Source organism: Micromonospora phytophila (genome assembly GCF_023656545.1).
GTDB lineage: Bacteria > Actinomycetota > Actinomycetes > Mycobacteriales > Micromonosporaceae > Micromonospora > Micromonospora phytophila.
In genome coordinates this window covers 16,779-40,445 of sequence record NZ_JAMOKF010000015.1, presented here as the reverse complement: position 1 = coordinate 40,445, position 23,667 = coordinate 16,779, and the positions used below count along the sequence as shown (strand labels likewise).

Here is a 23,667-nt window from a genome sequence, read left to right as displayed (position 1 = left end):
TGGGGCGCCACGGCGCGCGGACGCCGGCCGACGGTCACGTGGCGAGCCGGTAGCCGGCGCCGCGGACCGTCTCCAGCCGCTCCCGGCCGATCTTGCGGCGCAGGTAGCCGACGTAGACCTCGACCGCGTTCGGGGCGGTCTCCACGCTGGCGTCCCAGACGTGGTCCAGCAGCTCGGTCTTGGAGACCACCTGGCCCGGGCGACGCATCAGGTAGTCCAGCAGCGCGAACTCCCGGACGGTCAGCGCCACCTCGGCGTCGGCCCGGGTCACCCGACGCCGGGCCGGGTCGAGGGTCAGGTCACCGACCGCGAGCACCGCCGGGCGCTGCGGGGCGCCACGGCGCAGCAGCGCCCGCAGCCGGGCCAGCAGCACCACGTACGAGAAGGGCTTGGTGAGGTAGTCGTCGGCCCCGCAGTCCAGCCCGTCGGCCTGGTCGTACTCGCCGTCCTTGGCGGAGAGCATCAGCACCGGCAGCCAGTGCTCCTCGGCGCGCAGCCGGCGGACCAGTTCGTAGCCGGAGAGGCCGGGCAGCATCACGTCGAGGACCATCGCGTCGTAGCCGCCGTGCCGGGCGGCGTCCAGCCCCGCCGGGCCGGTGGCGGCCACGTCGACGGCGAACCCCTCGGCCTGCAGGCCCCGTTGCAGGGCGGACGCCAACCGGGACTCGTCCTCCACCACCAGCAACCGCACGCCCCCAAGGGTGCCACCCCCGCGCCGGTGACCGTACGGTCGTCTCAGCGCCCTCACAGCGTCGACCGGGCAGGATGTCCCCAGGAGGTGCCCACCAATGTCCATCCTGAAGAGCCGTCCCGTCCTGCGGTGGCTGGTCCCGGTGACCGCCGCCGTGACCGTCATCGGCGGCGGTGCCGCGATCGGCACGTTCGCCGCCCAGGCCGAGCCGAGCCTGCCACCCCGTACCGCCGCCCAACTCCTGGTCGACCTGCAGACCTCCCGGCTGGAGGGGCTCTCCGGCACCGTCGTGCAACGCGCCGACCTGGGCCTGCCGCCGCTGGCCGGGCTGGTCGCCGGCGGCGACCTGACCAGCCTGCTGGCCGGCACGCACACGCTGCGGGTCTGGCACTCCGGGCCCGACCGGCAGCGGGTAGCGCTGCTGGGCACCCTCGGTGAGCAGGACGTGATCCGCAACGGCCGGGACGTGTGGACCTGGAGCAGCCGCACCAACACTGCCACCCACCGCACGCTGCCGGCCGGCGACGACCGGGACGCGCCGCAGGAGTTGCCGGCCACCCCGCAGGCCGCGGCCGACATGGCCCTCGCCGCGATCGACCCGAGCACCGAGGTGAGCGTCGGCCGCTCCGCCACGGTCGCCGGCCGGGACGCCTACGAGCTGGTCCTCGCTCCGCGCGACACCACCTCGCTGGTGCACCAGGTGCGGATCGCCATCGACGCGCGGCAGCACGTGCCGCTGCGCTTCGAGGTCTTCGCCGACGGCAGCGACCAGCCGGCGTTCGAGATGGCCTTCACCCAGGTCGACTACGCCCGGCCGGACGCCGACCAGTTCGCCTTCAACCCGCCGCCGGGGGTGAAGGTGACCGAGGAGAAGGTCGACACCGATCGCGCCGCCACCGAGCGGGCGAAGCCCGCCGACGGCGAGCGGCCGGACGTGCGTACCGTCGGGACCGGCTGGGCCACCGTGGTGGTCGCGCGCACGGGCGGCGCCGGCGCGGGCCCGGACCGGGGTGTGGCTGCCGAGGAGGGCGCGCCGGACGTCGGTGCGCTGCTCGGCGGGCTGCCGGCGGTCAAGGGTGACTGGGGCAGCGGTCGGCTGCTCACCGGGAAGCTGTTCAGCGTGCTGGTCACCGACGACGGCCGGGTGCTCGCCGGCGCGGTGACGCCGGAGCGGCTCTACGAGGTGGCCCGGGGCTGAGCCCCACTGGCTGAGGGCTGAGGGCCGAGGCCCGCACGGTCGGGGGTCCGCGTGGCGCGGGCCCCCGACCGCTGCCGTCCGGCGGTCTGTGGCGTGGGCCCGGCGCGCTTGGTCCGCAGGGCGGACGCGCGGTATCTTTCTCAGTTCAGGCAACAAAAAGAACGGCCGTCAAAGGCCGTTCCGAGAAAGATACTAACCAATTGGGAGACGGCTTGTCAAGGCACTCCGGCGATTCCGCGGAATTGCAGCTCGATGACGAGATCGGCAGCGAGCAGGAATACGTCTCGATGCTCTACGGACGGCTGGACGGGCTGCGTGAGCAGGCGTCGCGGCGGCTGACCGGGGAGCTGCGGGCGACCGGCGGCACCCTGCAGGACCGTTCCCAGCGCGACAGCGCGGTGCGGATGTATGCCGACCAGGTCGAGCAGTTCTCCGCGGTGGAGAACGGCCTCTGCTTCGGCCGGCTGGACACCGACGACGACGCGCGCCACTACATCGGCCGCATCGGCATCTTCGACACCGAGGGCGACTACGACCCGCTGCTGATGGACTGGCGGGCCCCGGCGGCCCGCGCCTTCTACCTCGCCACCGCGGCCAACCCACAGGGGGTGCGGCGTCGCCGGCACCTGCGGACCCGGCAGCGCAAGGTCACCGCGCTCAACGACGAGGTGCTCGACCTGGCCACCGCCTCCCCCACCGCGCACGAGGAGCTGACCGGCGAGGCGTCGCTGCTCGCCGCGCTCAACGCCGGCCGGACGGGCCGGATGCGCGACATCGTGGAGACCATCCAGGGCGAACAGGACCGGATCATCCGCGCCGACCTGCCGGGTGTGCTGGTCGTGCAGGGCGGTCCGGGCACCGGCAAGACCGCCGTGGCGCTGCACCGGGCCGCCTACCTGCTCTACACGCACCGGCGGGAGCTCTCCACCCGGGGCGTGCTGATGGTCGGCCCGAACGCGACGTTCCTGCGCTACATCTCACAGGTGCTGCCGGCGCTGGCCGAGACGGGCGTGCTGCTGCGTACCCAGGGCGACCTTTTCCCCGGCGTCAGTGCCCGGCGGGCCGAACCGGCCGAGGCGGCGGCGCTCAAGGGGCGAACGGTGATGGCCGACGTGCTGGCCGCCGCCGTCCGCGACCGGCAGTGGGTGCCCGAGGAGCCGCTGGAGATCGAGCTTCCGCAGCGGGAGATCCTCCGGCTGGACCCGGAGACCGTCCGGGCCGCCCGGGACCGCGCCCGCCGCTCCGGCCGGCCGCACAACCTGGCCCGGGCGCTCTTCGACACCGAGGTCGTGCACGCGCTCGCCGCCCAGGTCGCCGAGCGGATCGGCGCCGACCCGCTGGGCGGGGAGAACCTGCTCGACGAGGCCGACCTGGCCGAGATCCGCCGGGAGCTGCGCGACGAGCCCGAGGTGCGGGCCGCGCTGGACCAGCTCTGGCCGGTGCTCACCCCGCAGCGCCTGCTCGCCGACCTGTACGCCTCGACCGACCGGATCGCCGTCGCCGCGCCGATGCTCACCGACGCCGAGCGGGCCCTGCTGCACGGCGGGCAGGCCGGCTGGACGCCGGCGGACGTGCCGCTGCTCGACGAGGCGGCCGAGCTGCTCGGCGAGGACGAGCGGGCCGCAGCGGCCCGCCGGGAGCGGATCCGCGAGCTGCAACGGGAGTACGCCGAGGGCGTGCTGGAGATCGCCCGGGGCTCCCGGTCGATCGACGTGGAGGACGAGGCCGACGGCGGTGAGATCCTCGGCGTGACCGACCTGATCGACGCCGACCGGCTGCTGGAGCGGCAGGAGGAGGCGGACCGGCTGACCACCGCCCAGCGGGCCGCGGCCGACCGGAGCTGGGCGTTCGGGCACGTCATCGTCGACGAGGCGCAGGAGCTGTCGCCGATGGCGTGGCGGCTGCTGATGCGCCGCTGCCCGAGCCGCTCGATGACCATCGTCGGTGACGTGGCGCAGACCGGCGCACTGGCCGGCACCCCCTCCTGGGCAGACGCGCTGGAGCCGTACGTGGCGCAGCGGTGGCGGCTGGAGGAGCTGACCGTCAGCTACCGCACCCCGGCCGAGATCATGGCGGTCGCCGCCGAGGTGCTGGCCGAGATCGACCCGTCGCTGAGCCCGCCCCGCTCCGTACGCTCCAGCGGCGTGCCGCCGTGGGACCGCGCGGTGGCGGCCGAGCGGTTGGCGGCGGAGCTGGTCGACACCGCGACCCGGGAGGCCGCGGGCCTCGACGACGGCCGGCTCGGGGTGATCGTCCCGGCCGGCCGGGTCGACGATCTCGGCGCCGCGCTCACCGCCGCGCTGCCCGAGGCGGCCGTCGGCGAGCACCCGGAGCTGGAGAGCCGGGTGGTGGTGCTGACCGTCGCCCAGGCGAAGGGCCTGGAGTTCGACTCGGTCCTCCTGGTCGACCCCGACCGGATCGTGCGGGAGTCCCCGAGGGGCCGCAGCGACCTCTACGTCGCCCTCACCCGCGCCACCCAACGCCTAGGCATCCTCCGCCCCACCTGACCCAGCCGGCGACGATCATGAGGTTGGCGGGGCTCCGGGAGATCGAATCGGCCGTCAACCTCATGATCACCGGTACGGGGGGCCGGGTGGGGAGTGCGGGAGGGGCGGCGCCGGTGGCGCCGCCCCTCCCGGTGGTGGGGTCGGTGGGTTATTCCGTGGTGGAGTTTCCGGGGCCGGTGGCGGTGGTGGACTGGTCGCTCGTCGAGCCGCCGGTGGGGGTGCTCATGCCGCCGGTGGTGGCGTCGCCCGTCGTGGTGGGAGCGACCTTGCCCCGGTTGCGCTCGGGCTGGCGGGCCAGCCGGCGGACGCTCGCCGGGCCGGCGGTGCCCCCGGTCGTGGTGATCGCGCCCTGACCCCGGGTGGGGCCGCCGTCGCGCAGCACCTGCGGATCGACGCGGACGTGGGCCGGGTCCTCGGGGTCGGTGTCCTGGATGACCCGCTGCACGTCGGTGGGAGGCACGGTCACCTCGTCGAGGGCGCCCTCGCCGTACGCGCCGCCGGCGATCCGGTTCTCGGCCCGCCGGGCGGCGTCCTGTCGCATGTCGTCCTCACGCACGTTGCTCACCTCGCAGAATGTCGGTCTTTCTGCGTGCCCGACGGCCGGCCCGCCAAACCCGCACCGCCGGTTCACCCGAGCGTCCCGCGCCGGCCGTGCCCGGTGACCATGCTGTCCGGCCGGTGCGGTGACCGCCCGCCCCGCAGGGGACGACGACTGGCGGACCATCACGTACGCCCGGAAGCCGGACCGGCACGGCGGCGCCGGTCTGGCGGACTGGCAGGTGCCCGACCCGCAGGGCACGGTCTCCTCGACCGACTGGTACCTGCGACCGGACCCGGCATACCTCCACGGACCGGACGTCCGCGCCCTCCAGCGCCGGTACGGGCTCACCGTGGTCGCGTACACCGTCAACGACGCGGCGGTGATGCGGCGGGTCATCGACCTCGGCGTGGACGGCATCGTCACCGACGACCCGGACCCGCTGGTCACCGTGGCGATCCGCAACGGCCTCCGCTGAGGCGTACCCGCGCGGGCGGCGCCGCGCGGGGCGGATTTCCGGCCGGGGACGGGCGTTACTGCCCCGGCCCGTCGGGTAGTCGGAGGGTGCCCCCGCCATGAACGCGAACCGTGCCGTGGCCGAAACGCGGTAGCGGGGCGAGGGACTGCAGGTACGCCTCATCGCATCCTGAGGAGGACCAGATGAGCACGCAGGCTGCATCCACCCGGCCGATGAACCGGCCGACCACGGAGACGCAGAACCGGACGATCCAGGACCGCGCGGTCCAGGAGACACCCACCCGTCCGATGCCGATGATGCAGGACGGGCGTCGGGAAGCCGTGCAGGCACCCGGCACGGAGACCAAGCCGTCGCTGCGGACCACCGAGTTCTGGGTCTACATCGCGGCCGTGATCGGAGTGCTGGCCGCATCGCAGCTGGCCGGTCGGAACACCGCCGGCGTGGACATCTTCCGGGCCGACAACGCCTGGTTCCTGATCACGCTGCTGACCCTCGGTTACCTCGGTAGCCGTGGTCTGGCCAAGGCGGGCAGCAACTTCCGCAGCAGCGAGGAGCGCAAGGCCCGGCACTGACCGGGCATCGCGCGCCACGGCACACGGTGGCCTCCGGGAACACGTCCCGGAGGCCACCGTCGTGTGTGTCCGGTCCGCCCTACTCCTCGAAGCCGCCGAAGTCCCCACCGAAGTCGCCCTCGAAGGCTTCGTCGATCATCTCGCCGGCCACCAGGCCGCCGGCGACGCCGAGCGCCGCGCCGGCGACCATGCCGCCCGCGCCGTGGCCACGACCGCGCCCGTGGGCGTACGGGTTGCCGAAGCCCTGGGCGCGCAGGCTGCCGTAGCGGGAGGTCGTCTCGCGCAGCCAGCCGTCGACGACCTCCGCCCAGTCGACCCGGTCGGCGTCGGCGTGCGAGACCTGGTACCGGCCGAAGGCGTCGTGCCCGGCGCTGAGGAAGCCGCCGCGCTTGTCGCACTCCAGGATGACGTCGACCCCGTGCTGGCTGGTGACGAAGGTCAGCTCCACCTCGGTGATGCTCTGCGCGTACTGGGGCGCGGCGAAGAACTCGATCTCCTGGTAGAACGGCAGCGTCTGCTGGGTGCCCCGGATGTGGCCGCGCTCCAGGTCGGCGTGCTTGAACCGGAACCCGAGCCGCTGGAACGCCTCCAGGATCCGCTCGTGCACCGGCAGCGGGTGCACGTTGACCTGGTCGAGGTCGCTCTTGTCCACCGCCCGGGCGATCGCCAGCTCGGTGCGCAGCCCCATCGTCATGCCGCGCAGGCGCTGGCCGTAGACGTCGGTGATCGGGGTCTCCCACGGCACCGGCAGTTGGAACGGAATGGCGAGCTGCTGCTTCGGGGCGAGCTGGAGCGGGCCGCTGACCGGCAGCCGGAGGAACTCCATGACGCCGGCGTACTCGCTGTCGCCGCTCTCGATCTCGACCCGGGTGACCAGGCCGACGACGACCTGCTCGATGCTCGCTGGGGCGTCCCCGCCGAGCAGGTTGACCTGGCCCTCAAGGGTCAGGCCGGGCCGGGTGTTCGGGTTCGACAGGACGGTGTCCACGCTGGGACCGCCCACGCCGAACGCGCTCAACATCTTCTTGAAGACCATCGGAACTCCCGGGTTACCGATCCGCCCGTCCCACCGGTGGGACGGGCCGTTCATGCGGACCTTATCCAGATGCCCTGAGAGGCGCCTGTGAAGCGTGGCGGTCAGTCCACCTCGACGACGACCAGCTCGCCGACCTCGTCGCCGATCTGCGCCCGCCCCTCCGCCGGCAGCCTGCCGTCGGTGATCAGCACGTCGGCGTCGGAGAGCGGCGCGATGGTGGCGATGCCGATGGTCTCCCACTTGGTGTGGTCGGCCAGCACCACCAGCCGCCGGGAGGCGTTGATCAGGCACCGGTTGATCCCCGCCTCCAGCAGGTTGGGGGTGGTGAAACCGGTGCGCGGGCTCATCCCGTGCACGCCGAGGAAGAGCAGGTCGACGTTGAGGGAGCTGATCGCCGCCTCCGCCACCGGCCCGGTCAGCGCGTCCGACGGGGTGCGGATGCCGCCGGTCAGCACCACGGTCTGGTCGGCGCGCGGGTTCTGGTAGAGCGCGTCGGCGACGGGGATCGAGTTGGTCACCACGGTCAGGCCGCGGATGTCGGCGAGCAGCGACGCCACCGCGGCGGTGGTGGTGCCGGCGGAGAGGGCGATGGCCATGCCGGGCTCGACCAGGGTGGCCGCCCGCTCGGCGATGGCCCGCTTCTCGGCCTGCTGCCGGATCGACTTGGCCGCGAAGCCGGGCTCCTCGGCGGAGCCGGGACCGGCCAGGGTCGCGCCACCGTGGACCTTGTCGACCAGGCCCCGCTCGGCCAGCACCTCCAGGTCGCGACGGATGGTCATGTCGGAGACGCCGAACCGGCTCACCAGGTGGCTGACCCGGACGCCGCCGCGCTGCCGGATCAGATCGAGGATGGCGGTCTGCCGCTGCTGGGCGAGCATCCGGGGAACCTCCTTCGGGCCGTCACTGCAGGGGCCTCAGGCCGGCTCGGCGGTCGGGTCCTCGCGGACCACGGCCACCTCCCCGGCCGGCACGACCAGCTCACCGGCGCACCGCTCACCGGTGAGCAGCTCGGTGCCGGTGAGGTCGAGCCGGGCCTCGTCGTCGGTGTGGTTGATGGCGAACAGCCAGCTGCGGCCACCGTCTCGGCGGCGGACCACCTCCACACCGGCCGGCGCCTCGACCGCCGGGCGGACCCCCGACTCGGCCACCAGCCGGGCCACGAGCCGGTCGGTGGCGGCCGTGTCGAGCCGGGTGCCGACGTAGAACGCCGCGCCCGCGCCGACGGTGCGCCGGGTCAGCGCCGGCACGCCCGGCAGCGGCCCGTCGGCGTACGAGGCGAGCACCTCGGCGTCGTCGGCGTGCAGCCACTCGGTCCACATGTCGGCGATGGAGCCGTCGTCCAGGTTGACCCGCTCCCCCGCCCGCAGCGGGAAGAACTCCTCCGTCCGGACCCCGAGCAGGTCCCGGAACGCGCCCGGGTAGCCGCCGAGGCGGATGTGGTCGTGCTCGTCGACGATGCCGCTGAAGTAGGTCACCAGCGCCGTGCCGCCGGCCTCGACGAAGGCGCGCAACGCCTCGGCGTCGGCGTCGCGGACCAGGTAGAGGGTGGGGGCCAGCACCAGGCGGTAGCCGGACAGGTCCGCCGACGGGTGCACCACGTCGGCGGTGACCCCGGCCCGCCACAGCGAGTGGTGCAGCGCGCGGAGCCGGTCGGCGTACTCGACGTCGGCGCTCGGGTGCGAGTCCAGCTCGGCGCCCCACCACGCCTCGAAGTCGAACAGGATCGCCACCTCGGCGTCGACCCGGCTGCCGCGCACCTCGGCCAGCGCCTTCAGGTCGGCACCGAGCCGGCATACCTCGCGGTACACCTTGGTTTCCGGGCCGGCGTGCGGCACCAGCGCGGAGTGGAACTTCTCCGCGCCGGCGCGGGAGGCCCGCCATTGGAAGAAGAGCACGCCGTCGGCGCCGCGCGCCACGTGCGCCAGGCTGTTGCGGCGCAGCTGCCCGGGGGTCTTGGCCACGTTGCGCGGCTGCCAGTTGACCGCGCTGGTGGAGTGCTCCATCAGCAGCCACGGCTCGCCGCCGGCGACGCCCCGGGTGTGGTCGGCGGCCAGCGCCAGCCCGAGGTGTGAGTCCGGGTCGGCCGCGGTCAGGTAGTGGTCGTTGGCGACCAGGTCCACGTCGGCGGCCCAGGAGTGGTAGTCGAGGTACTTGATGCCGGTGCCGATCATGAAGTTGGTGGTGATCGGCTGGCGGACGAGCCGGCCCAGCGCTTCGCGCTCGGCGCGCAGCTGGGCCCGCTGCTCGTCGGAGGAGAAGCGCAGGAAGTCCAGCTGCTGGGTGGGATTGGCGAAGGTCGGCGCGAGCCGGGGCGGGTTGACCTCGGCCCAGTCGCCGTAGCGCTGGCTCCAGAAGGCGGTGCCCCAGGCGTCGTTGAGGCCGTCCAGGTCGCCGTACCGCTCGCGCAGCCAGCGGCGGAAGGCCTCGGCGCTGACGTCGCAGTAGCAGTGCACGTTGTGGCAGCCCAGCTCGTTGGAGATGTGCCACATCACCACGGCCGGGTGCGCGGCGTAGCGGGTGGCGACGGCCTCGACCAGGGCGAGCGAGCGCTCGCGGAACACCGGCGAGCTGGGGCAGTACGCCTGCCGGCCGCCGGGCCAGAGGATCGCGCCGTCGGCCCGCCGGGGCAGCGTCTCGGGGTGGCGCTGCGCCAGCCACGGCGGCGGGCTGGCGGTGGCGGTGGCGAGGTCGACCGAGATCCCACCGGCGTGCAGCAGGTCGAGCACCCGGTCCAGCCAGCCGAACTCGAACCTGCCCGGGACGGGCTCCAGCAGGGCCCAGGAGAAGATGCCGACCGACACCAGGTTGACCCCGGCGCGCCGCATCAGCTCGACGTCCTCGACCCACGTGTGCTCGGGCCACTGTTCGGGGTTGTAGTCGGCGCCGAACCAGATGTCCTCGCCCTGCCATCGCCGCATGAGAGCAGAGCGTGCCCCGACCGGGAAGGCAAGTCAACAGTTTCCAACATCGAATGGTTTTCCAACGTTTACCTCATAACGGCCTTGTCACGACTGGGTTATCGAGCTCCTGCCACCCCCTTGACAGCGCTCGAAGGGCGAGTAGCTTGAGGCGCCTCTGGCAGTTCGTGTTCGCCAATGTGGATTCACGATGGATCCGGATGTGGGATCGCGGTTGCCGGACACCCCGCCACCACCGACGGCCCTCGGGCACACCTCTTCATCCGCAGGAGGCACCATGTCCCGTCCCCGAACCCAAGCCGAGCACCTCGCCCGGCTCGTACCCCCCTCCGTGTCCGGCCTCAACCGCCGTTCGCTGCTGGCCGGCGCCGCCGGCACCGGCGCCCTGCTCGGCACGGGCCTGCTCGCCGGCTGCGGCGACTCCGACTCCGGCGGATCGGCGTCCAAGACGGTGTCGCTGGGCTCCAACCAGTCCGACCCGAAGCCCAAGGAGGTGATCGCGAAGGTCACGGACGGCTTCCAGAGCTCGTCCGGCCTCCAGGTCGCGGTCAACACGGTCGACCACAACACGTTCCAGGAGAACATCAACAACTATCTCCAGGGCAAGCCGGACGACGTGTTCACGTGGTTCGCCGGCTACCGGATGCGGTTCTTCGCCGCCAAGGGCCTCGCCGGTGACGTCAGCGACGTCTGGGGCAAGCTCTCCGGGCAGTCGGAGGCGTTCAAGAAGGCGTCGACCGGCGACGACGGCAAGCAGTACTTCGTCCCGGCGTCGTACTACCCGTGGGCGGTCTTCTACCGCAAGTCGGTCTGGCAGCAGAACGGCTACCAGGTGCCGAAGACCCTCGACGAGCTGACCACGCTGTCCACGGAGATGAAGAAGGACGGCCTGAACCCGATCGCCTTCGCCGACAAGGACGGCTGGCCGGCGATGGGCACCTTCGACATCCTCAACCTGCGGATCAACGGCTACCAGTTCCACGTCGACCTGATGGCCGGCAAGGAGGCCTGGACCTCCGACAAGGTCAAGAAGGTCTTCGACACCTGGCGCGGGCTGCTGCCCCTGCACCAGCCAGACAGCCTCGGCCGCACCTGGCAGGAGGCCGCCCAGTCGCTGCAGCAGAAGAAGAGCGGCATGTACCTGCTCGGCCTCTTCGTCGCCCAGCAGTTCAGCAACGAGGAGCAGTCCGACCTGGACTTCTTCACCTTCCCGGAGATCGACCCCGCGATCGGGGCGAAGGCCCTGGACGCGCCGATCGACGGCTACATGATGGCGCGCAAGCCCAAGGAGGAGGAGAACGCCAGGAAGCTGCTGGAGTACCTCGGCTCGAAGGCCGCCGCGGACATCACCGTGAAGAACGACCCGAGCACCCTGGTCGCCAACACCGAGGCCGACACCAGCGGCTACACCGCCCTGCAGAAGAAGGCCGCCGAACTGGTCGGCTCGGCCACCGAGATCGCCCAGTTCCTCGACCGCGACACCCGCCCGGACTTCGCCTCGACGGTGATCCTCCCGGCGCTCCAGCAGTTCATCAAGGACCCGAAGGACATCGACGGGCTCACCTCCAGCATCGAGAACCAGAAGAAGTCGATCTTCACTGACTGACGGCGAGAGGGGAAGGACATCGTGTCCGACCTGCCCCTGATCCAAGCGGATCGCGCCGTGCCGCCCCCGGCCGCGACCACCACCTCCACGGGTGGTCGCGGCCGCCGGCTACGGCTCCTGTCCCGCACCGACCGCGTGGTCATCACGCTCATGGTGCTCGTACCGCTGTTGCTCGTCGTCGGTCTGGTCTGGCTGCCGGCCCTGGCCACGGTGGCGCTCTCCGGCACCGACTGGGACGGCATCGGCCCGGTGAGCGAGATCGACTGGGTCGGCGGCCGCAACTACGCCGACGTCATCGACATCTACCCGCCGTTCGTGCCGGCCGTGCAGAACAACCTGCTCTGGCTGGCGGCGCTGTTCGCGGTGGCCACCCCGTTCGGGATGTTCCTGGCCGTCCTGCTCGACAAGGAGCTGCGCGGCACCCGGTTCTACCAGACCGCGCTCTACCTGCCGGTGGTGCTCTCCCTGGCGCTGATCGGCTTCGTCTGGCAGCTGCTCTACTCCCGCGACCAGGGTCTGCTCAACGCGGTCCTCGGCACCGACGTCGACTGGTACGGCGACCCGAACGTGAACATCTGGGCCGTGCTGGTGGCCGCCGGCTGGCGGCACGTCGGCTACATCATGCTGCTCTACCTGGCCGGACTGAAGGGCGTGGACCCGTCGCTGCGGGAGGCGGCGGCGGTGGACGGCGCCTCGGAGACCAGCACCTTCTTCCGGGTGGTCTTCCCGGTCATGCGGCCGATCAACATCATCGTGCTGGTGGTGACGGTGATCGAGTCGCTGCGCGCGTTCGACCTGGTCTGGGTCATCAACAAGGGTCGCAACGGGCTGGAGCTGCTCTCCGCGCTGGTCACCCAGAACGTGGTGGGCGAGGCGAGCCGGATCGGCTTCGGGTCGGCGCTGGCGACCATCATGCTGGTCGTCTCGCTGGTCTTCATCACAATCTACCTGGCGACCGTGATGCGGGAGGGCCGGCGATGAGCGGGCGCGGCGTGCGAATCATCAGGGGCGGTGCCGTGGAGCCTCAGGCGGCCGCCGAGCGAAGCGAGGTGGTCGCATGAGCACCACGACCCTGACCCGCGAGCCGGCGGACACCGCCCCGGCCCCGTCCCGCCGGCCGCTGCGGCCGGCCCGGGTGGTCCTGCACGTCTTCCTGGCGGCGGTGGCGATCGGGTGGCTCTTTCCGATCTTCTGGGCGGTGCTGACCTCGCTGCGGTCCTACGAGTACACCGCGACCAACGGCTACGTCTCGCTCGGCGGCTGGACCTTCGACAACTACGTCACCGCCTGGCAGACCGCCGAGTTCGGCAAGCACTTCCTCAACTCCGCCTACATCACCGTGCCGGCCGTCCTGGTGACGCTCTTCCTCGCCTCGTGCGTGGCGTTCGTCATCGCCCGGTTCAGCTGGAAGACCAACATCGTCCTGCTCGGCCTGTTCACCGCGGCGAACTTGCTGCCCCAGCAGGCCCTGCTGATCCCGCTGTTCCGGCTCTTCACCCAGGTGCCACTGCCGGCGTTCATGAGCGACTCCGAGCTGCTCTACGACAGCTACTGGGGGCTGATCCTGGTCAACGTGGCCTTCCAGTGCGGCTTCTGCGTCTTCGTGCTGAGCAACTACATGAAGGCGCTGCCGCGCGACCTCTACGAGGCCGCGATGGTCGACGGCGCGAGCGTCTGGCGGCAGTACTGGCAGGTGACCATGCCGCTGTGCCGGCCGGCCCTGGCCGCGCTGGCCACGCTGGAGGTGACCTGGATCTACAACGAGTTCTTCTGGGCCACCGTGCTGATGCGCACCGGCGACAAGTTCCCGGTGACCAGCTCGCTGAACAACCTGCGCGGCGAGTTCTTCACCGACAACAACCTGGTCTCGGCCGGCTCGGTGCTGGTCGCGATCCCCACCCTGGTGGTCTTCTTCCTGCTGCAGAAGCAGTTCGTCCGGGGTCTGACCCTGGGAGCGAGCAAGGGATGACGATCGTCCACCTGCGCCGCGCGCGGACCAGCCTGGTGCTGGACGCGCGCGGTGAGGGACTGCCCCGGGTCGTGCACTGGGGCGCTGATCTCGGCCCGACCACCGCCGACGAGCTCGCCGCGCTGGTCGACGCCACCGTCCCGCCGGTGGTGCCGAGCAGCTTCGACGCCCCGACCGTGCTGTCGCTGCTGCCGGAGGGTTCCGCCGGCTGGAGCGGCCGGCCGGGGCTCGCCGGCCACCGCGCCGGCGCGGCCTGGTCGACGGCGTTCCGCCTGGATTCCGTCGACGTGCAGGACGCCGACGGGGTACCACCGGGCGGTGACCCGGGCGGGCCCTCGGCGGGCCGCGGCGACAGCGGCGCGGCGCGGGTGAGCGTACGCGCCCGCGACCCGCAGGCCGCGCTGTCGCTGACCGTCGAGATCGAGCTGGATCCGACCGGTCTGCTGCTGCTGCGGCACCGGCTGCGCAACGACGGCGCCACCCCGTACGAGCTGCGGGAGCTGACCCCGGTGCTGCCGGTCCCGGCGGTCGCCACCGAACTGCTCGACCTGACCGGCCGGTGGTGCCGGGAACGGTCCCCGCAGCGGCACCCCTGGCCGATGGGCACCTGGGTCCGCGAGGGCCGGCACGGCCGGACCGGGCACGACGCGACGCTGCTGCTGGTCGCCGGCACCGCCGGCTTCGGCTTCGGCCACGGCGAGGTGTGGACGGTGCACACCGCGTGGAGCGGCGACCACGTGACCTTCGCCGAACGGCGGCCCACCGGCGAGTCCACCCTGGGCGGCGGGGAGCTGCTCGCCCCCGGCGAGGTGGTGCTCGCCCCCGGCGGCGAGTACGCCACCCCCCTGCTGTACGCGGTCCGGTCCGACGCCGGGCTGGACGGGCTCAGCGACGTCCTGCACACGCACCTGCGGGCCCGGCCGGGGCACCCGGCGTCGCCCCGCCCGGTCACCCTCAACGTCTGGGAGGCGGTCTACTTCGACCACGATCTGACGCGGCTGCGCGAGCTGGCCGACCACGCCGTTGAGGTGGGGGTCGAACGGTTCGTGCTCGACGACGGCTGGTTCCGGGGGCGGCGCAACGACACCGCCGGGCTCGGCGACTGGTTCGTCGACGACGGGGTCTGGCCGGACGGGCTGGGACCGCTGATCGACCACGTCACCGGCCGTGGGCTCCAGTTCGGACTCTGGGTCGAGCCGGAGATGGTCAACCCGGACTCGGACCTCTTCCGCACCCACCCGGAGTGGGTGCTGGCGGCGCCCGGCCGGCTGCCGCCCGAGTGGCGCCACCAGCAGGTGCTCGACGTGGCCCACCCGCAGGCGTACGCGTACCTGCTCGAGCGGTTGGACGCGCTGCTCACCGGGCACCCCGGCATCGGCTACCTGAAGTGGGACCACAACCGGGACCTGACCGAGGCGGGCCACCACGGCCGGCCCGGGGTGCACGAGCAGACCCTGGCGGTCTACCGGCTCCTGGACGAGCTGCGGGCCCGCCACCCCGCAGTGGAGATCGAGAGCTGCTCCTCCGGCGGCGCTCGGGTGGACCTGGAGATCCTGCGGCGTACTGACCGGGTGTGGGCCAGCGACTGCAACGACGCCCTCGAACGGCTGGCGATCCAACGCTGGACGGGGCTGCTGCTCCCGCCCGAGCTGGTCGGCACCCACATCGGGCCGGAGCGCTCGCACACCACGCACCGGGTGCACGACCTGGGTTTCCGGGCGGCGACCGCGCTCTTCGGCCACCACGGCATCGAATGGGACATCGGCACGATCGGCGCGGAGCAGCGCCGCGAGCTGGCCGCCTGGGTGGCGCTGCACAAGCGGCTCCGCCCGCTGCTGCACACCGGGCGGGTGGTCCGGGTCGACCACCCCGACCCGGCCGTCTGGGCGCACGGCGTGGTCGCCCACGACGGCTCGCGGGCGGTGTACGCGGTGGCGCGGCTGGCCACGTCGGTGGCCCAGGTCCCCGGGCCGGTCCGGCTCCCCGGCCTGGACCCGCGGCGGCGGTACGCGGTGCGGCCGGCGGCGGGTGTGCCGGGGCCGGCGACGCTCCAGATGACCGAGCCGGGCTGGCTGTCCCGCGGCGGCGTGACGCTCGGCGGCACGGTCCTGGCGACGGTCGGGCTCCAGGTGCCGGCGCTGCACCCCGAGCAGACCGTCCTGCTGGAGGTCACCGCCGTCGACTGACCGGCGCCTGCCGACGCGTGTTGCCTGTCCGCGTCCCGGCAGGCGGCGCCTGTCCGCGTGCCGACGCAGTCCTGTCCGCGCGTTGACGGGCAGTGCCTGTCCACGTGCCAGTGCCTGTTCACGTGCGGTGGCCGGCCCGTCGAGCGGGGCCGGGCGGCGGGCGCGCTCCTGGTTCGTGCCAGAGCGGTGATGCGGCCGGTCGTCGCGGTCGGCCAAAGTTTCCGGGATTTTCTCGTCGCGGATGTCGAGGACCGGGGTGCCGGCTTCTACCTGTGGGTGAGAGCACCGATGATGGTGCGCAGGCGTGAGGAGCCAGACGTGAAGTACATGTTGCTGATGCAGTTCAGTGCCGCCGGGACCGACTTCCCCTCGATCGACACCTGGTCGCCCGAGGAGATCCGGGCGCACGTCGGGTTCATGTCGGAGGTCAACGGCAAGCTGGCCGCCGACGGTGAGCTGGTGGGCGGCGAGGGCCTGGCCGGGCCGGCGCAGGCGAAGATCGTCCGCGCGGGCGAGGGCGGGACGCCGGTGGTCACCGAGGGCCCGTTCGCCGAGACCAAGGAATTCCTCGCCGGCTTCTGGATCGTCGACTGCGAGACCCCGGAGCGGGCCGTGGAGCTCGCCGCACACATCTCCACCGCGCCCGGGCCGGGCGGTCGCCCGCTGAACATGCCGATCGAGGTGCACCCGGTCATGTCGGCCCCAACGCAGGAGATGTGAACGGCTGAACACCGCCGACCGACGCGTCGAGGACCTGCTGCGCGAGCTGGCGCCGCAGGTCCTCGGCGTGCTGACCCGCCGCTTCGGTGACTTCTCCACCGCCGAGGACGCCGTGCAGGAGGCGCTGCTGGCCGCGGCGACGCAGTGGCCCGGCGAGGGCCTGCCGGACAACCCGCGCGGCTGGCTGATCCAGGTCGCGTACCGCCGGATGATCGAACTGGTCCGGGGCGAGGCGGCCCGGCGGCGGCGGGAGGACCTCGCCGCCCGCCGCGAGCCGGAGGACCGGTGGACCGCCGCCGGGGTGGACGACCAGCTGACCGCCGACCGGGACGACACCCTCGTCCTGCTCTTCCTCTGCTGCCATCCGGCGCTCTCGCCGGCCTCCGCGATCGCGCTGACCCTGCGGGCGGTCGGCGGCCTGAGCACCGCCGAGATCGCCCAAGCCTTCCTGGTGCCCGAGGCCACCATGGCCCAGCGGATCAGCCGAGCGAAGCAGCGGATCAGGACCTCCGGGATCCCGTTCCGGATGCCCGACGCGGCCGACCGGGAGCGGCGGCTGGGCGCGGTGCTGCACGTGCTCTACCTGATCTTCACCGAGGGGCACACCGCCAGCGTCGGGGCGGACCTGCGCCGGGTGGACCTCTCGGAGGAGGCGGTCCGGCTGACCCGGGCGCTGCACGCGCTGCTGCCGGAGGAGAGCGAGGTCGCCGGCCTGCTCGCGCTGATGCTGCTGACCGACGCCCGCGCCGCGGCGCGGACCGGCCCGTCCGGCGAACTGATCTCCCTGGCCGACCAGGACCGCGGCCGCTGGGACGCCGGGGCGATCGCGGAGGGGGTCGCACTGGTCACCCGGGCGCTGCCCCGGGGACCGGTCGGCCCGTACCAGCTCCAGGCGGCCATCGCCGCGCTGCACGACGAGGCGGCCACCGCCGAGGAGACCGACTGGCCGCAGATCCTCGCCCTCTACGAGGTGCTGGAGCGGCACTCCGCCAACCCGGTGGTCTCGCTCAACCGGGCGGTGGCCACCGCCATGGTGCACGGGCCGGCCGCCGGGCTGGACGCGCTCGCCGCGTTGGACGCCGATCCCCGGCTGGCCGGCCACCACCGGCTGCACGCCGCCCGCGCCCACCTGTACGAGATGACGGGCGACCACGAGCGCGCGGTGACCCACTACCGGGCGGCGGCCGGGCTGACCACGAGCCGGCCGGAGCAGCACTACCTCACCATGCGCGCCGCCCGCCTCGCCGCTCGACCGACCCCCGGCCCCTGATCGGTTGATGGGAAACCGTTCCCTCGGGCCGATCCTGCACCGTTTTCCATCAACTGATCATGAGGGCCCCGCGTCCGGCCGATCTGCTCGGCCGGTGGGGGTGGGGCGCACAGGGTGGCCGGGTCCGGGTGGACCCGGCCACCTCCTCGTGCGGGTGTCAGCTCGCGGTGCAGCTCACCGTGGGCGTGGCGTTGGTGCCGTTCCAACTGGCGATGAAGCCGAAGCTGGTGCTCGCGCCGGCGCCGAGCCGGCCGTTGTAGTCCACGTTGCGGGCGGTGACGGCCGACCCGCTGCTGGTCAGCGTGGCGTTCCAGGACTGGCTGACCGTCTGGCCCCCGGCGAACGTCCACTTCGTCGTCCAGCCGGTGATCGCCGTCGCCCCGGAGGTCACCTTCACCTCGCCCTGGAAGCCGCCCTGCCACTGGTTGACCACCGCGTACGTCGCCGTGCACCCGGCGCTCGGGGGCGGGGTGGTCGGCGGCGGGGTGGTCGGGGGCGGGGTGGTCGGCGGGGTGCCGCCGAAGACCGTCGCCTCCTTCGCGGTCTGCCGGATGCCGTTCGCACCGTTGAAGATCCGCTGGCCCCACGTGGTCAGCGCGGCCGGGTTGAAGTTCGTGGCCATGTCGAGGTACTCGACGCCGCCGCCGTTGCCGCTCCACGACCAGCCGAGCCAGCCGATCCCGTTCGCCTGGCTGTAGGAGAGGATGGTGTCCTCGTCGGGGTTGCCGTCGGAGTGGTTGAAGCCGAACTCCCCCACCACGATCGGCAGCCCGGCGCTGCGGAACCGGCCGAGGTAGTCGGTGATCTCGGCGGCGGTGTCGAAGACGCCGTACATGTGGATCGAGAAGACGGTGTTGCGGTCGGGGTCGGCGGCGAAGACCGAGGCGGCGTTGTCGCGCATGGTGAACGACCAGTCCTGACCCCAGTTCGGGGCGTCCACCATGATCGTGTGGTCCAGCCCGGCGGCCCGCAGCCGCTTGATCGCGTTGGACGTGTCGGTGGCCCAGGAGACGTAGTTCTGGTTGCCGTACGGCTCGTTGCCGATGTTGACGATGACGTACTTCTCCTGGCCGGCGAGGACGTCGGCGATGCTGAGCCAGTAGTCGACCGCCCGGTCCAGGCTGATCGCGCCGCTCTGCTCGCCGTAGCCGGTGGTGTCGTGCACCTCCAGCACGCAGATCAGCCGGTTGGCCTTGCAGAGCGAGATGACGTTGGCGACGTCGGCGTTGCTGTTGCGGGTCCACCGGTCGCCGCTGGCGAGCACCACCCGTACGGTGTTCGCGCCGAGCGCCTTGACGTTGGCGAAGGAACTGGTCTGCTGCGGGTACCAGGTGTGGGCGTGGTTCACGCCGCGCATGATGAACTGGTTGCCGTTGGCGTCGTAGAGCTTGCCGTTCGCGACCGAGAAGCCGGTGGCGGCCCGCGCGGGCTGGCCGAACGCGAGCACGGCGACGAGCAGCGCGAGCAGGGCGGCACCGGTGGCGGTGAGTCGTGTCTTCATGGCCTTCCTCAGGGAGGACCCCCGCTGCCCAGGTGGGGGTGGGGTGTGACAGGGAAGGCGGCTGCAGCCCGACAGCCGCCGTCCGGCTCCCGGCGGCGCAGGGATCAGCCTAGGCCGATGGATCGAGGGAAGGCAACCGGTTCAGTTGCCGGCGTCGCGACCGCCGGCCCGTGACGGCCCGTGGGGAGCCGAGCCGTCACGGGGGCGGCCATCCCCACCACGGGATGCGCGCGAGGCCCCGGTCTTAACCGGTTAAGAGCCGACGGTAGGCAGCCCGGTCGTCCGCGTCAAGGCGCCGGGGCGTCCTCCACCCCCATCGAGGAGACCCCACCTGCGACGGGAACCGGACGCGATGGTTGACCCACGCCGACCGGGGTATCCGAGGATGATCCGCCCGGATCGGAGGGAGACACCATGGTCAGCGTCGGCTACACCCTGATGTGCGAGCAGGCCGGCCCGAAGCAGCTGGTCGACCACGCGGTACGGGCGGAGGCGGCCGGCTTCGACCAGCTCGTCATCTCCGACCACTACTACCCGTGGCTGGAATCCCAGGGCCACTCCCCGTACGCCTGGTCGGTGCTCGGCGCGGTCGCGCACGCCACCTCGCGGGCCGAGCTGATGTCCTTCGTGACCTGCCCGATCCGGCGCTACCACCCGGCCGTGGTGGCGCAGAAGGCCAGCACGGTCGGGGTGCTCTCGGACGGCCGGTTCACCCTGGGGCTGGGCGCGGGAGAGAACCTCAACGAGCACGTGATCGGCGGCTGGCCGCACGTGCAGCAGCGGCACGAGATGTTCGAGGAGGCGCTCCAGATCATCCGGCCGCTGCTCAACGGGGAGACGCTGACATTCTCCGGCAACCACTACGACGTGCCCGACGCGTACGTGTGGGACCGGCCGGAGCGCCCGGTGCCGATGGCGATCGCCGCCTCCGGCCGGCAGTCCGCCACCCTCGCCGCCGAGTACGGCAACGGCATCGTCGCCACCGAGCCCGACCCGCACATCATCGAGATGTACGACGACGCGGGCGGCGCCGGCCAGCCCCGCTACGGGCAGGTGGCCATCTGCTACGGCCCGGACGAGGCGGAGTGCCGCAAGACCGTGCACGACCAGTTCCGCTGGTTCGGGCTGGGCTGGAAGGTCAACGCTGAGCTGCCCGGCCCGGACTCGTTCGCCGCCGCCAGCCAGTTCGTGCGCGAGGAGGACGTCGCCGAGGGAATCTCCTGCGGCCCCGACGTCGACCGGCACGTGGCCGCGTTCAAGAAGTTCGTCGACGCCGGCTTCAGCCACGTGTCGATCGTGCAGGTGGGCGGCGAGAACCAGCCGATTTTCCTGGACTGGGCGCAGGAGCAGCTGCTGCCGAGGCTGCGCGAGCTGTGAGAGTCTCACCGGCCGGTCGGTTCGGCCCGGCGGAGCTGCGCCTGGCGTTGGCCGCTCCCCGACCGGCCGCCGGGCTGACCAGCGAGTTCCACCTCGTCGACGGCCTGCGTACGCACACCCGCCGCTCGGCCGACCCGGGGACCGGCACCCCACCCGTCGTGCTCGTGCACGGGCTGGCGGTCTCCCACCGCTACCTGACCCCGCTGGCCGTCGCGCTGGCCGCCACCCATCCGGTGTACGTCCCCGACCTGCCCGGCTTCGGGCTCACCGAGCGCCCCGGCGAGGCGTACGACGTGCCCCGGCACGCCGACCACCTGGCCGCCTGGCTGGCCGCGTACCGGATGCCGTCGGTCTGCCTGCTCGGGCACTCGTTCGGCGCGGAGGTCGTCGCCGCGCTCGCCGCCCGGCACCCCGACGCGGTCCGCGCCGTGGTGCTGGCCGGGACGACCAGCGACCCGACCGCCCGGTCCCGGCGGGGGCAGATCGGGCGTTGGCTGGTCGACACCCTGCTGGAGGCGCCGTTGCAGGCGCCGATCCTGCTCCGCGACGTCGTCGACGCCCGCCCCTGGCGGGTCTTCGCCACGCTGTCGCACTCGGTGCGCAACCCGGTCGAGGCGGACCTGGTCCGGATCGCCGCGCCCACGTTGGTGGTCACCGGCACCCGGGACCCGGTCGTGCCCCCGTCCTGGCGGGCGCAGGTCGGCCGGCTGGTGCCGCGCGCCCGTACGGTGAGCGTGCCCGGCGCCGCGCACAACGTCGCCACCACCGCGCCGGCGCAGGTCGCCGACGCGGTCCGCACCCTCCTCGCCCCGACCCTCACGAACAGGTGATCGCATGCGCTTCGGCAACACGGAGATCCGTCCCGCCGGCGGTGGCCTCGGCTGCCTGCTGATGATCCTCTTCTCGATCGTGGCCTCGGTCGTGCTGACGCTCCTGCTCAACCTCGTCCTCTGACCCCCCACCCCGCCCCCACCGCCCCGCCGTCGGCCGGCGCCGGCCCGGCCGGCCCCCGGCTGGCCCCGGCGGCCGGCTGGCCCGGCAGCCGGCCCGGAGATCTTGGAACGGTGGGGCCCCTGGAGGCGCCGTTTCGTCCAAGATCTCGGTCGTCTCGGGCCACGGTCAGCGGCGACTGGTGAGCCGGCGCGGGGTCAACGCCGCGGGGCCAGCGGTGCAGAGGCCAACGGCACCAGGGTCAGCGGCGCGGGGGCCAGCGGCACCAGGGTCAGCGGCGCAGGGGCCAGCGGAGCGGGGGTCAACGGCGCAGGGTGACGGCGGCCAGTACCTCGCGGGTCGTGTGTCGGACGGGGTCGATGACGGTGTCGCGAAGCCAGCGTGCCGCCGGCGACACCGCCGCCCGCCACGCCGCCGCGATCGCCCGTCCCGCCGGCCGGACGAGGTGCCGCCACAGCCAGCCCGCCGCCAGCACGAACGGCCGCAGGGTGAGTGCGTAGCACCACCACAGCAGCCGGCCGGCCATCCGCCACGCCCACCCGAGCACGTCGCGCAGCGCCCGGCCCACCGCGACCAGCCCGCGCCACAGCCACCGGCCCACCGCGACCAGCCCGGCCGTGAGGAGACGCCCCAGCGGGGTGAGCAACCGGGCGAGCCACACCGCCGGCAACCAGAGCAGGTGGTACGCCAGCCACACCAGCGGCGCCCAGACCAGCGTTCGCGCCACCCAGGCCAACCCCCGCCCAAGCCACATCAGCGGGACCCAGACAAGCGTCCGCCCCGCCCAGGCCAGCCCTCGAGCCAGCCACACCAACGGGACCCAGACCAGGGTCCGAGCCACCCAGGCTAACCCTCGACCCAGCCACACCAGCGGCAGCCAGACCAGAGTCCGCGCCACCCACGCCAGCCCGCGACCGAGCCATGCCAGGGGCAGCCAGAGGAGGTGGTGCAGCAGCCAGCCGAGGGGTCGCAGCAGCCAGCGGTCCAGGAACCGGCCCAGCGGCGCGAGCATCCACCGGTACAGTCCCCGGGCGGCGACGGCGACCAGCTCCCACGCCAGCCGGACCGGCACCACCACGATCAGGGCGATCACCCGGGCTACGCCGACGACCAGCGGCACCGCCGCGCCGACCTCCTGACCGGCCCGGCTGGCGCCGGGGCCGGTGGACCGGGCCGGTGCCGGGGAGTCGATCACCGGCTCACCGTAGACAGCGTGGGCAAGGGGCCACGACGGGGAAGCCGGGCCATACACCCCGCTTCGACACCTCGATGTCACGGCGTCGCACGGTGGGACGGACCGGCGCGGGCTCGACGGGGTGTCCGCCACGGCGAGCCGCCGGCGGCCTCACGCCGGGTCGAGGTCCAGGTCGACGACGACCGGGTAGTGGTCGGAGGCGTACTCCGTCTCGCCGCCCCGGACGACCCGGCAGTCGCGGACCCGGCCGGCGAGGGCGGGGGTGCCGAGCAGGTAGTCCAGGCGCATGCCGGAGAACTCCGCCCCGCCGCCGTGCCGGGTGGGCGCGGTCAGCCCGGCGTCGGGGTCCCCGGCCGCCGCGTACAGGTCGACCAGGCCGGTGGCGAGCAGCCGGGCCACCGCGCGGGTCTCCACCGTCCGCCCGTCGCGGCGCAGGTGCCGGCGGCGGTACGCCGGTGGAAGCCGGGCGACCCGGTCGGTGTGGTCGGTGACCGGGTCGAGGGTGTTCAGGTCCCCCGCCATCAGCGCCAGGTCTCCCGGCGCGCGTCGCAGCGCGGCGGCCGCCCAACCCGCCTCGACCCGCCGCCGGGTGCCCAGGTACGGGTCGAGGTGGACGCTCAGTACCGTCAGCGGGCCCGCGTCGGTGGCCACCGTGACCCGCTGGGCGGCGTGGTGGAACGGGCGGCGTACCCGGGTGGCTGCCAAGGCGCGCAGCGGCGGCCGAAGCAGCACGGCCACCGGCTGGCCGAGACAGGACCGGGCCAGGTGGGGGCGCATCCCCACCCGGTCCGCGAACCGGGCGAGCACGTCGCCGGCGTCGAAGCCCCGCAGCTCCTGCAGGGCCAGGACGTCCGGCCGCCGGTCGGTGACGACCCGGATCAGCAGGTCCGACCGGTCGCGGCCACCCCGGTCCCGCCCGCCGGTCCTGATGTTCCAGGTCATCACCCGCAGCAT

General features: G+C 73.0%; 20 protein-coding genes. 12 read left to right on the top strand and 8 right to left on the bottom strand.

The features are described from left to right. Positions 1 to 34: 34 nt before the first annotated feature. Positions 35 to 691 (bottom strand): response regulator transcription factor, encoded by a 657-nt coding sequence (locus NCC78_RS04540; protein WP_250791888.1) that lies wholly within the window; start codon positions 689 to 691, stop codon positions 35 to 37. A 97-nt stretch (positions 692 to 788) separates the two neighbouring features. Here NCC78_RS04540 and NCC78_RS04535 point away from each other — a divergent pair, with 97 nt between their 5' ends. Beyond that, positions 789 to 1,889, top strand: a complete 1,101-nt coding sequence (locus tag NCC78_RS04535; protein WP_250791887.1) for a LolA family protein — start codon at positions 789 to 791, stop codon at positions 1,887 to 1,889. A gap of 212 nt (positions 1,890 to 2,101) precedes the next feature. Next, a complete protein-coding gene (locus NCC78_RS04530) occupies positions 2,102 to 4,396 on the top strand; it encodes a HelD family protein (RefSeq protein WP_504919404.1) in 2,295 nt (764 codons plus the stop codon). A 148-nt stretch (positions 4,397 to 4,544) separates the two neighbouring features. On the opposite strand, the gene NCC78_RS04525 is transcribed toward NCC78_RS04530, so the two are convergent. Then, complete coding sequence (locus NCC78_RS04525; protein ID WP_250791891.1) at positions 4,545 to 4,952, bottom strand: hypothetical protein; 408 nt, start codon at positions 4,950 to 4,952, stop codon at positions 4,545 to 4,547. 127 nt (positions 4,953 to 5,079) lie between these two features. Between NCC78_RS04525 and NCC78_RS04520 the strand changes: the two genes are divergently transcribed. Both NCC78_RS04520 and NCC78_RS04515 read left to right on the top strand, forming a co-directional pair. Then, positions 5,080 to 5,412 (top strand): glycerophosphodiester phosphodiesterase, encoded by a 333-nt coding sequence (locus NCC78_RS04520; protein WP_250791886.1) that lies wholly within the window; start codon positions 5,080 to 5,082, stop codon positions 5,410 to 5,412. Between the two features lie 182 nt (positions 5,413 to 5,594). After that, positions 5,595 to 5,984 (top strand): hypothetical protein, encoded by a 390-nt coding sequence (locus tag NCC78_RS04515; protein ID WP_250791885.1) that lies wholly within the window; start codon positions 5,595 to 5,597, stop codon positions 5,982 to 5,984. Between the two features lie 79 nt (positions 5,985 to 6,063). On the opposite strand, the gene NCC78_RS04510 is transcribed toward NCC78_RS04515, so the two are convergent. The 3 genes from NCC78_RS04510 to NCC78_RS04500 form a co-directional block, all read right to left on the bottom strand. Next, positions 6,064 to 7,020, bottom strand: coding sequence for a sporulation protein (locus tag NCC78_RS04510; RefSeq protein WP_250791884.1), 957 nt, complete (start codon positions 7,018 to 7,020; stop codon positions 6,064 to 6,066). A gap of 101 nt (positions 7,021 to 7,121) precedes the next feature. After that, on the bottom strand, positions 7,122 to 7,898 hold the full coding sequence (locus NCC78_RS04505; protein WP_250791883.1) for a DeoR/GlpR family DNA-binding transcription regulator: 777 nt from the start codon (positions 7,896 to 7,898) through the stop codon (positions 7,122 to 7,124). Positions 7,899 to 7,934: 36 nt separating this feature from the next. Further along, positions 7,935 to 9,938, bottom strand: a complete 2,004-nt coding sequence (locus NCC78_RS04500; protein WP_250791882.1) for a beta-galactosidase — start codon at positions 9,936 to 9,938, stop codon at positions 7,935 to 7,937. Between the two features lie 277 nt (positions 9,939 to 10,215). Here NCC78_RS04500 and NCC78_RS04495 point away from each other — a divergent pair, with 277 nt between their 5' ends. The 6 genes from NCC78_RS04495 (at position 10,216) to NCC78_RS04470 (ending at position 17,689) form a co-directional block, all read left to right on the top strand. After that, positions 10,216 to 11,544 (top strand): ABC transporter substrate-binding protein, encoded by a 1,329-nt coding sequence (locus tag NCC78_RS04495; RefSeq protein WP_250791881.1) that lies wholly within the window; start codon positions 10,216 to 10,218, stop codon positions 11,542 to 11,544. A 21-nt stretch (positions 11,545 to 11,565) separates the two neighbouring features. Beyond that, positions 11,566 to 12,525: a carbohydrate ABC transporter permease gene (locus tag NCC78_RS04490; protein WP_250791880.1), complete on the top strand. Its 960-nt coding sequence runs from the start codon at positions 11,566 to 11,568 to the stop codon at positions 12,523 to 12,525. Between the two features lie 76 nt (positions 12,526 to 12,601). After that, on the top strand, positions 12,602 to 13,513 hold the full coding sequence (locus NCC78_RS04485) for a carbohydrate ABC transporter permease (RefSeq protein ID WP_250791879.1): 912 nt from the start codon (positions 12,602 to 12,604) through the stop codon (positions 13,511 to 13,513). Beyond that, positions 13,510 to 15,699: an alpha-galactosidase gene (locus tag NCC78_RS04480; RefSeq protein ID WP_250791878.1), complete on the top strand. Its 2,190-nt coding sequence runs from the start codon at positions 13,510 to 13,512 to the stop codon at positions 15,697 to 15,699. Before NCC78_RS04485 ends, NCC78_RS04480 begins: the two co-directional genes overlap by 4 nt. 327 nt (positions 15,700 to 16,026) lie before the next feature. Then, a complete protein-coding gene (locus NCC78_RS04475; RefSeq protein ID WP_250791890.1) occupies positions 16,027 to 16,419 on the top strand; it encodes a YciI family protein in 393 nt (130 codons plus the stop codon). 4 nt (positions 16,420 to 16,423) lie between these two features. After that, a complete protein-coding gene (locus NCC78_RS04470; protein WP_284706249.1) occupies positions 16,424 to 17,689 on the top strand; it encodes an RNA polymerase sigma factor in 1,266 nt (421 codons plus the stop codon). A 157-nt stretch (positions 17,690 to 17,846) separates the two neighbouring features. Here NCC78_RS04470 and NCC78_RS04465 read toward each other — a convergent pair whose 3' ends face one another. Further along, on the bottom strand, positions 17,847 to 19,190 hold the full coding sequence (locus NCC78_RS04465) for a cellulase family glycosylhydrolase (RefSeq protein ID WP_250791876.1): 1,344 nt from the start codon (positions 19,188 to 19,190) through the stop codon (positions 17,847 to 17,849). A 414-nt stretch (positions 19,191 to 19,604) separates the two neighbouring features. Between NCC78_RS04465 and NCC78_RS04460 the strand changes: the two genes are divergently transcribed. Continuing rightward, entirely contained in the window at positions 19,605 to 20,567 is a 963-nt protein-coding gene (locus NCC78_RS04460; RefSeq protein ID WP_250791875.1) for a TIGR03557 family F420-dependent LLM class oxidoreductase, read from the top strand. Then, complete coding sequence (locus NCC78_RS04455) at positions 20,564 to 21,397, top strand: alpha/beta fold hydrolase (protein WP_250791874.1); 834 nt, start codon at positions 20,564 to 20,566, stop codon at positions 21,395 to 21,397. The genes NCC78_RS04460 and NCC78_RS04455 overlap by 4 nt, the downstream gene beginning before the upstream one ends. Before the next feature lie 422 nt (positions 21,398 to 21,819). On the opposite strand, the gene NCC78_RS04450 is transcribed toward NCC78_RS04455, so the two are convergent. Next, positions 21,820 to 22,713, bottom strand: a complete 894-nt coding sequence (locus NCC78_RS04450; RefSeq protein WP_250791873.1) for a hypothetical protein — start codon at positions 22,711 to 22,713, stop codon at positions 21,820 to 21,822. Between the two features lie 150 nt (positions 22,714 to 22,863). Continuing rightward, a complete protein-coding gene (locus NCC78_RS04445; RefSeq protein WP_250791872.1) occupies positions 22,864 to 23,667 on the bottom strand; it encodes an endonuclease/exonuclease/phosphatase family protein in 804 nt (267 codons plus the stop codon).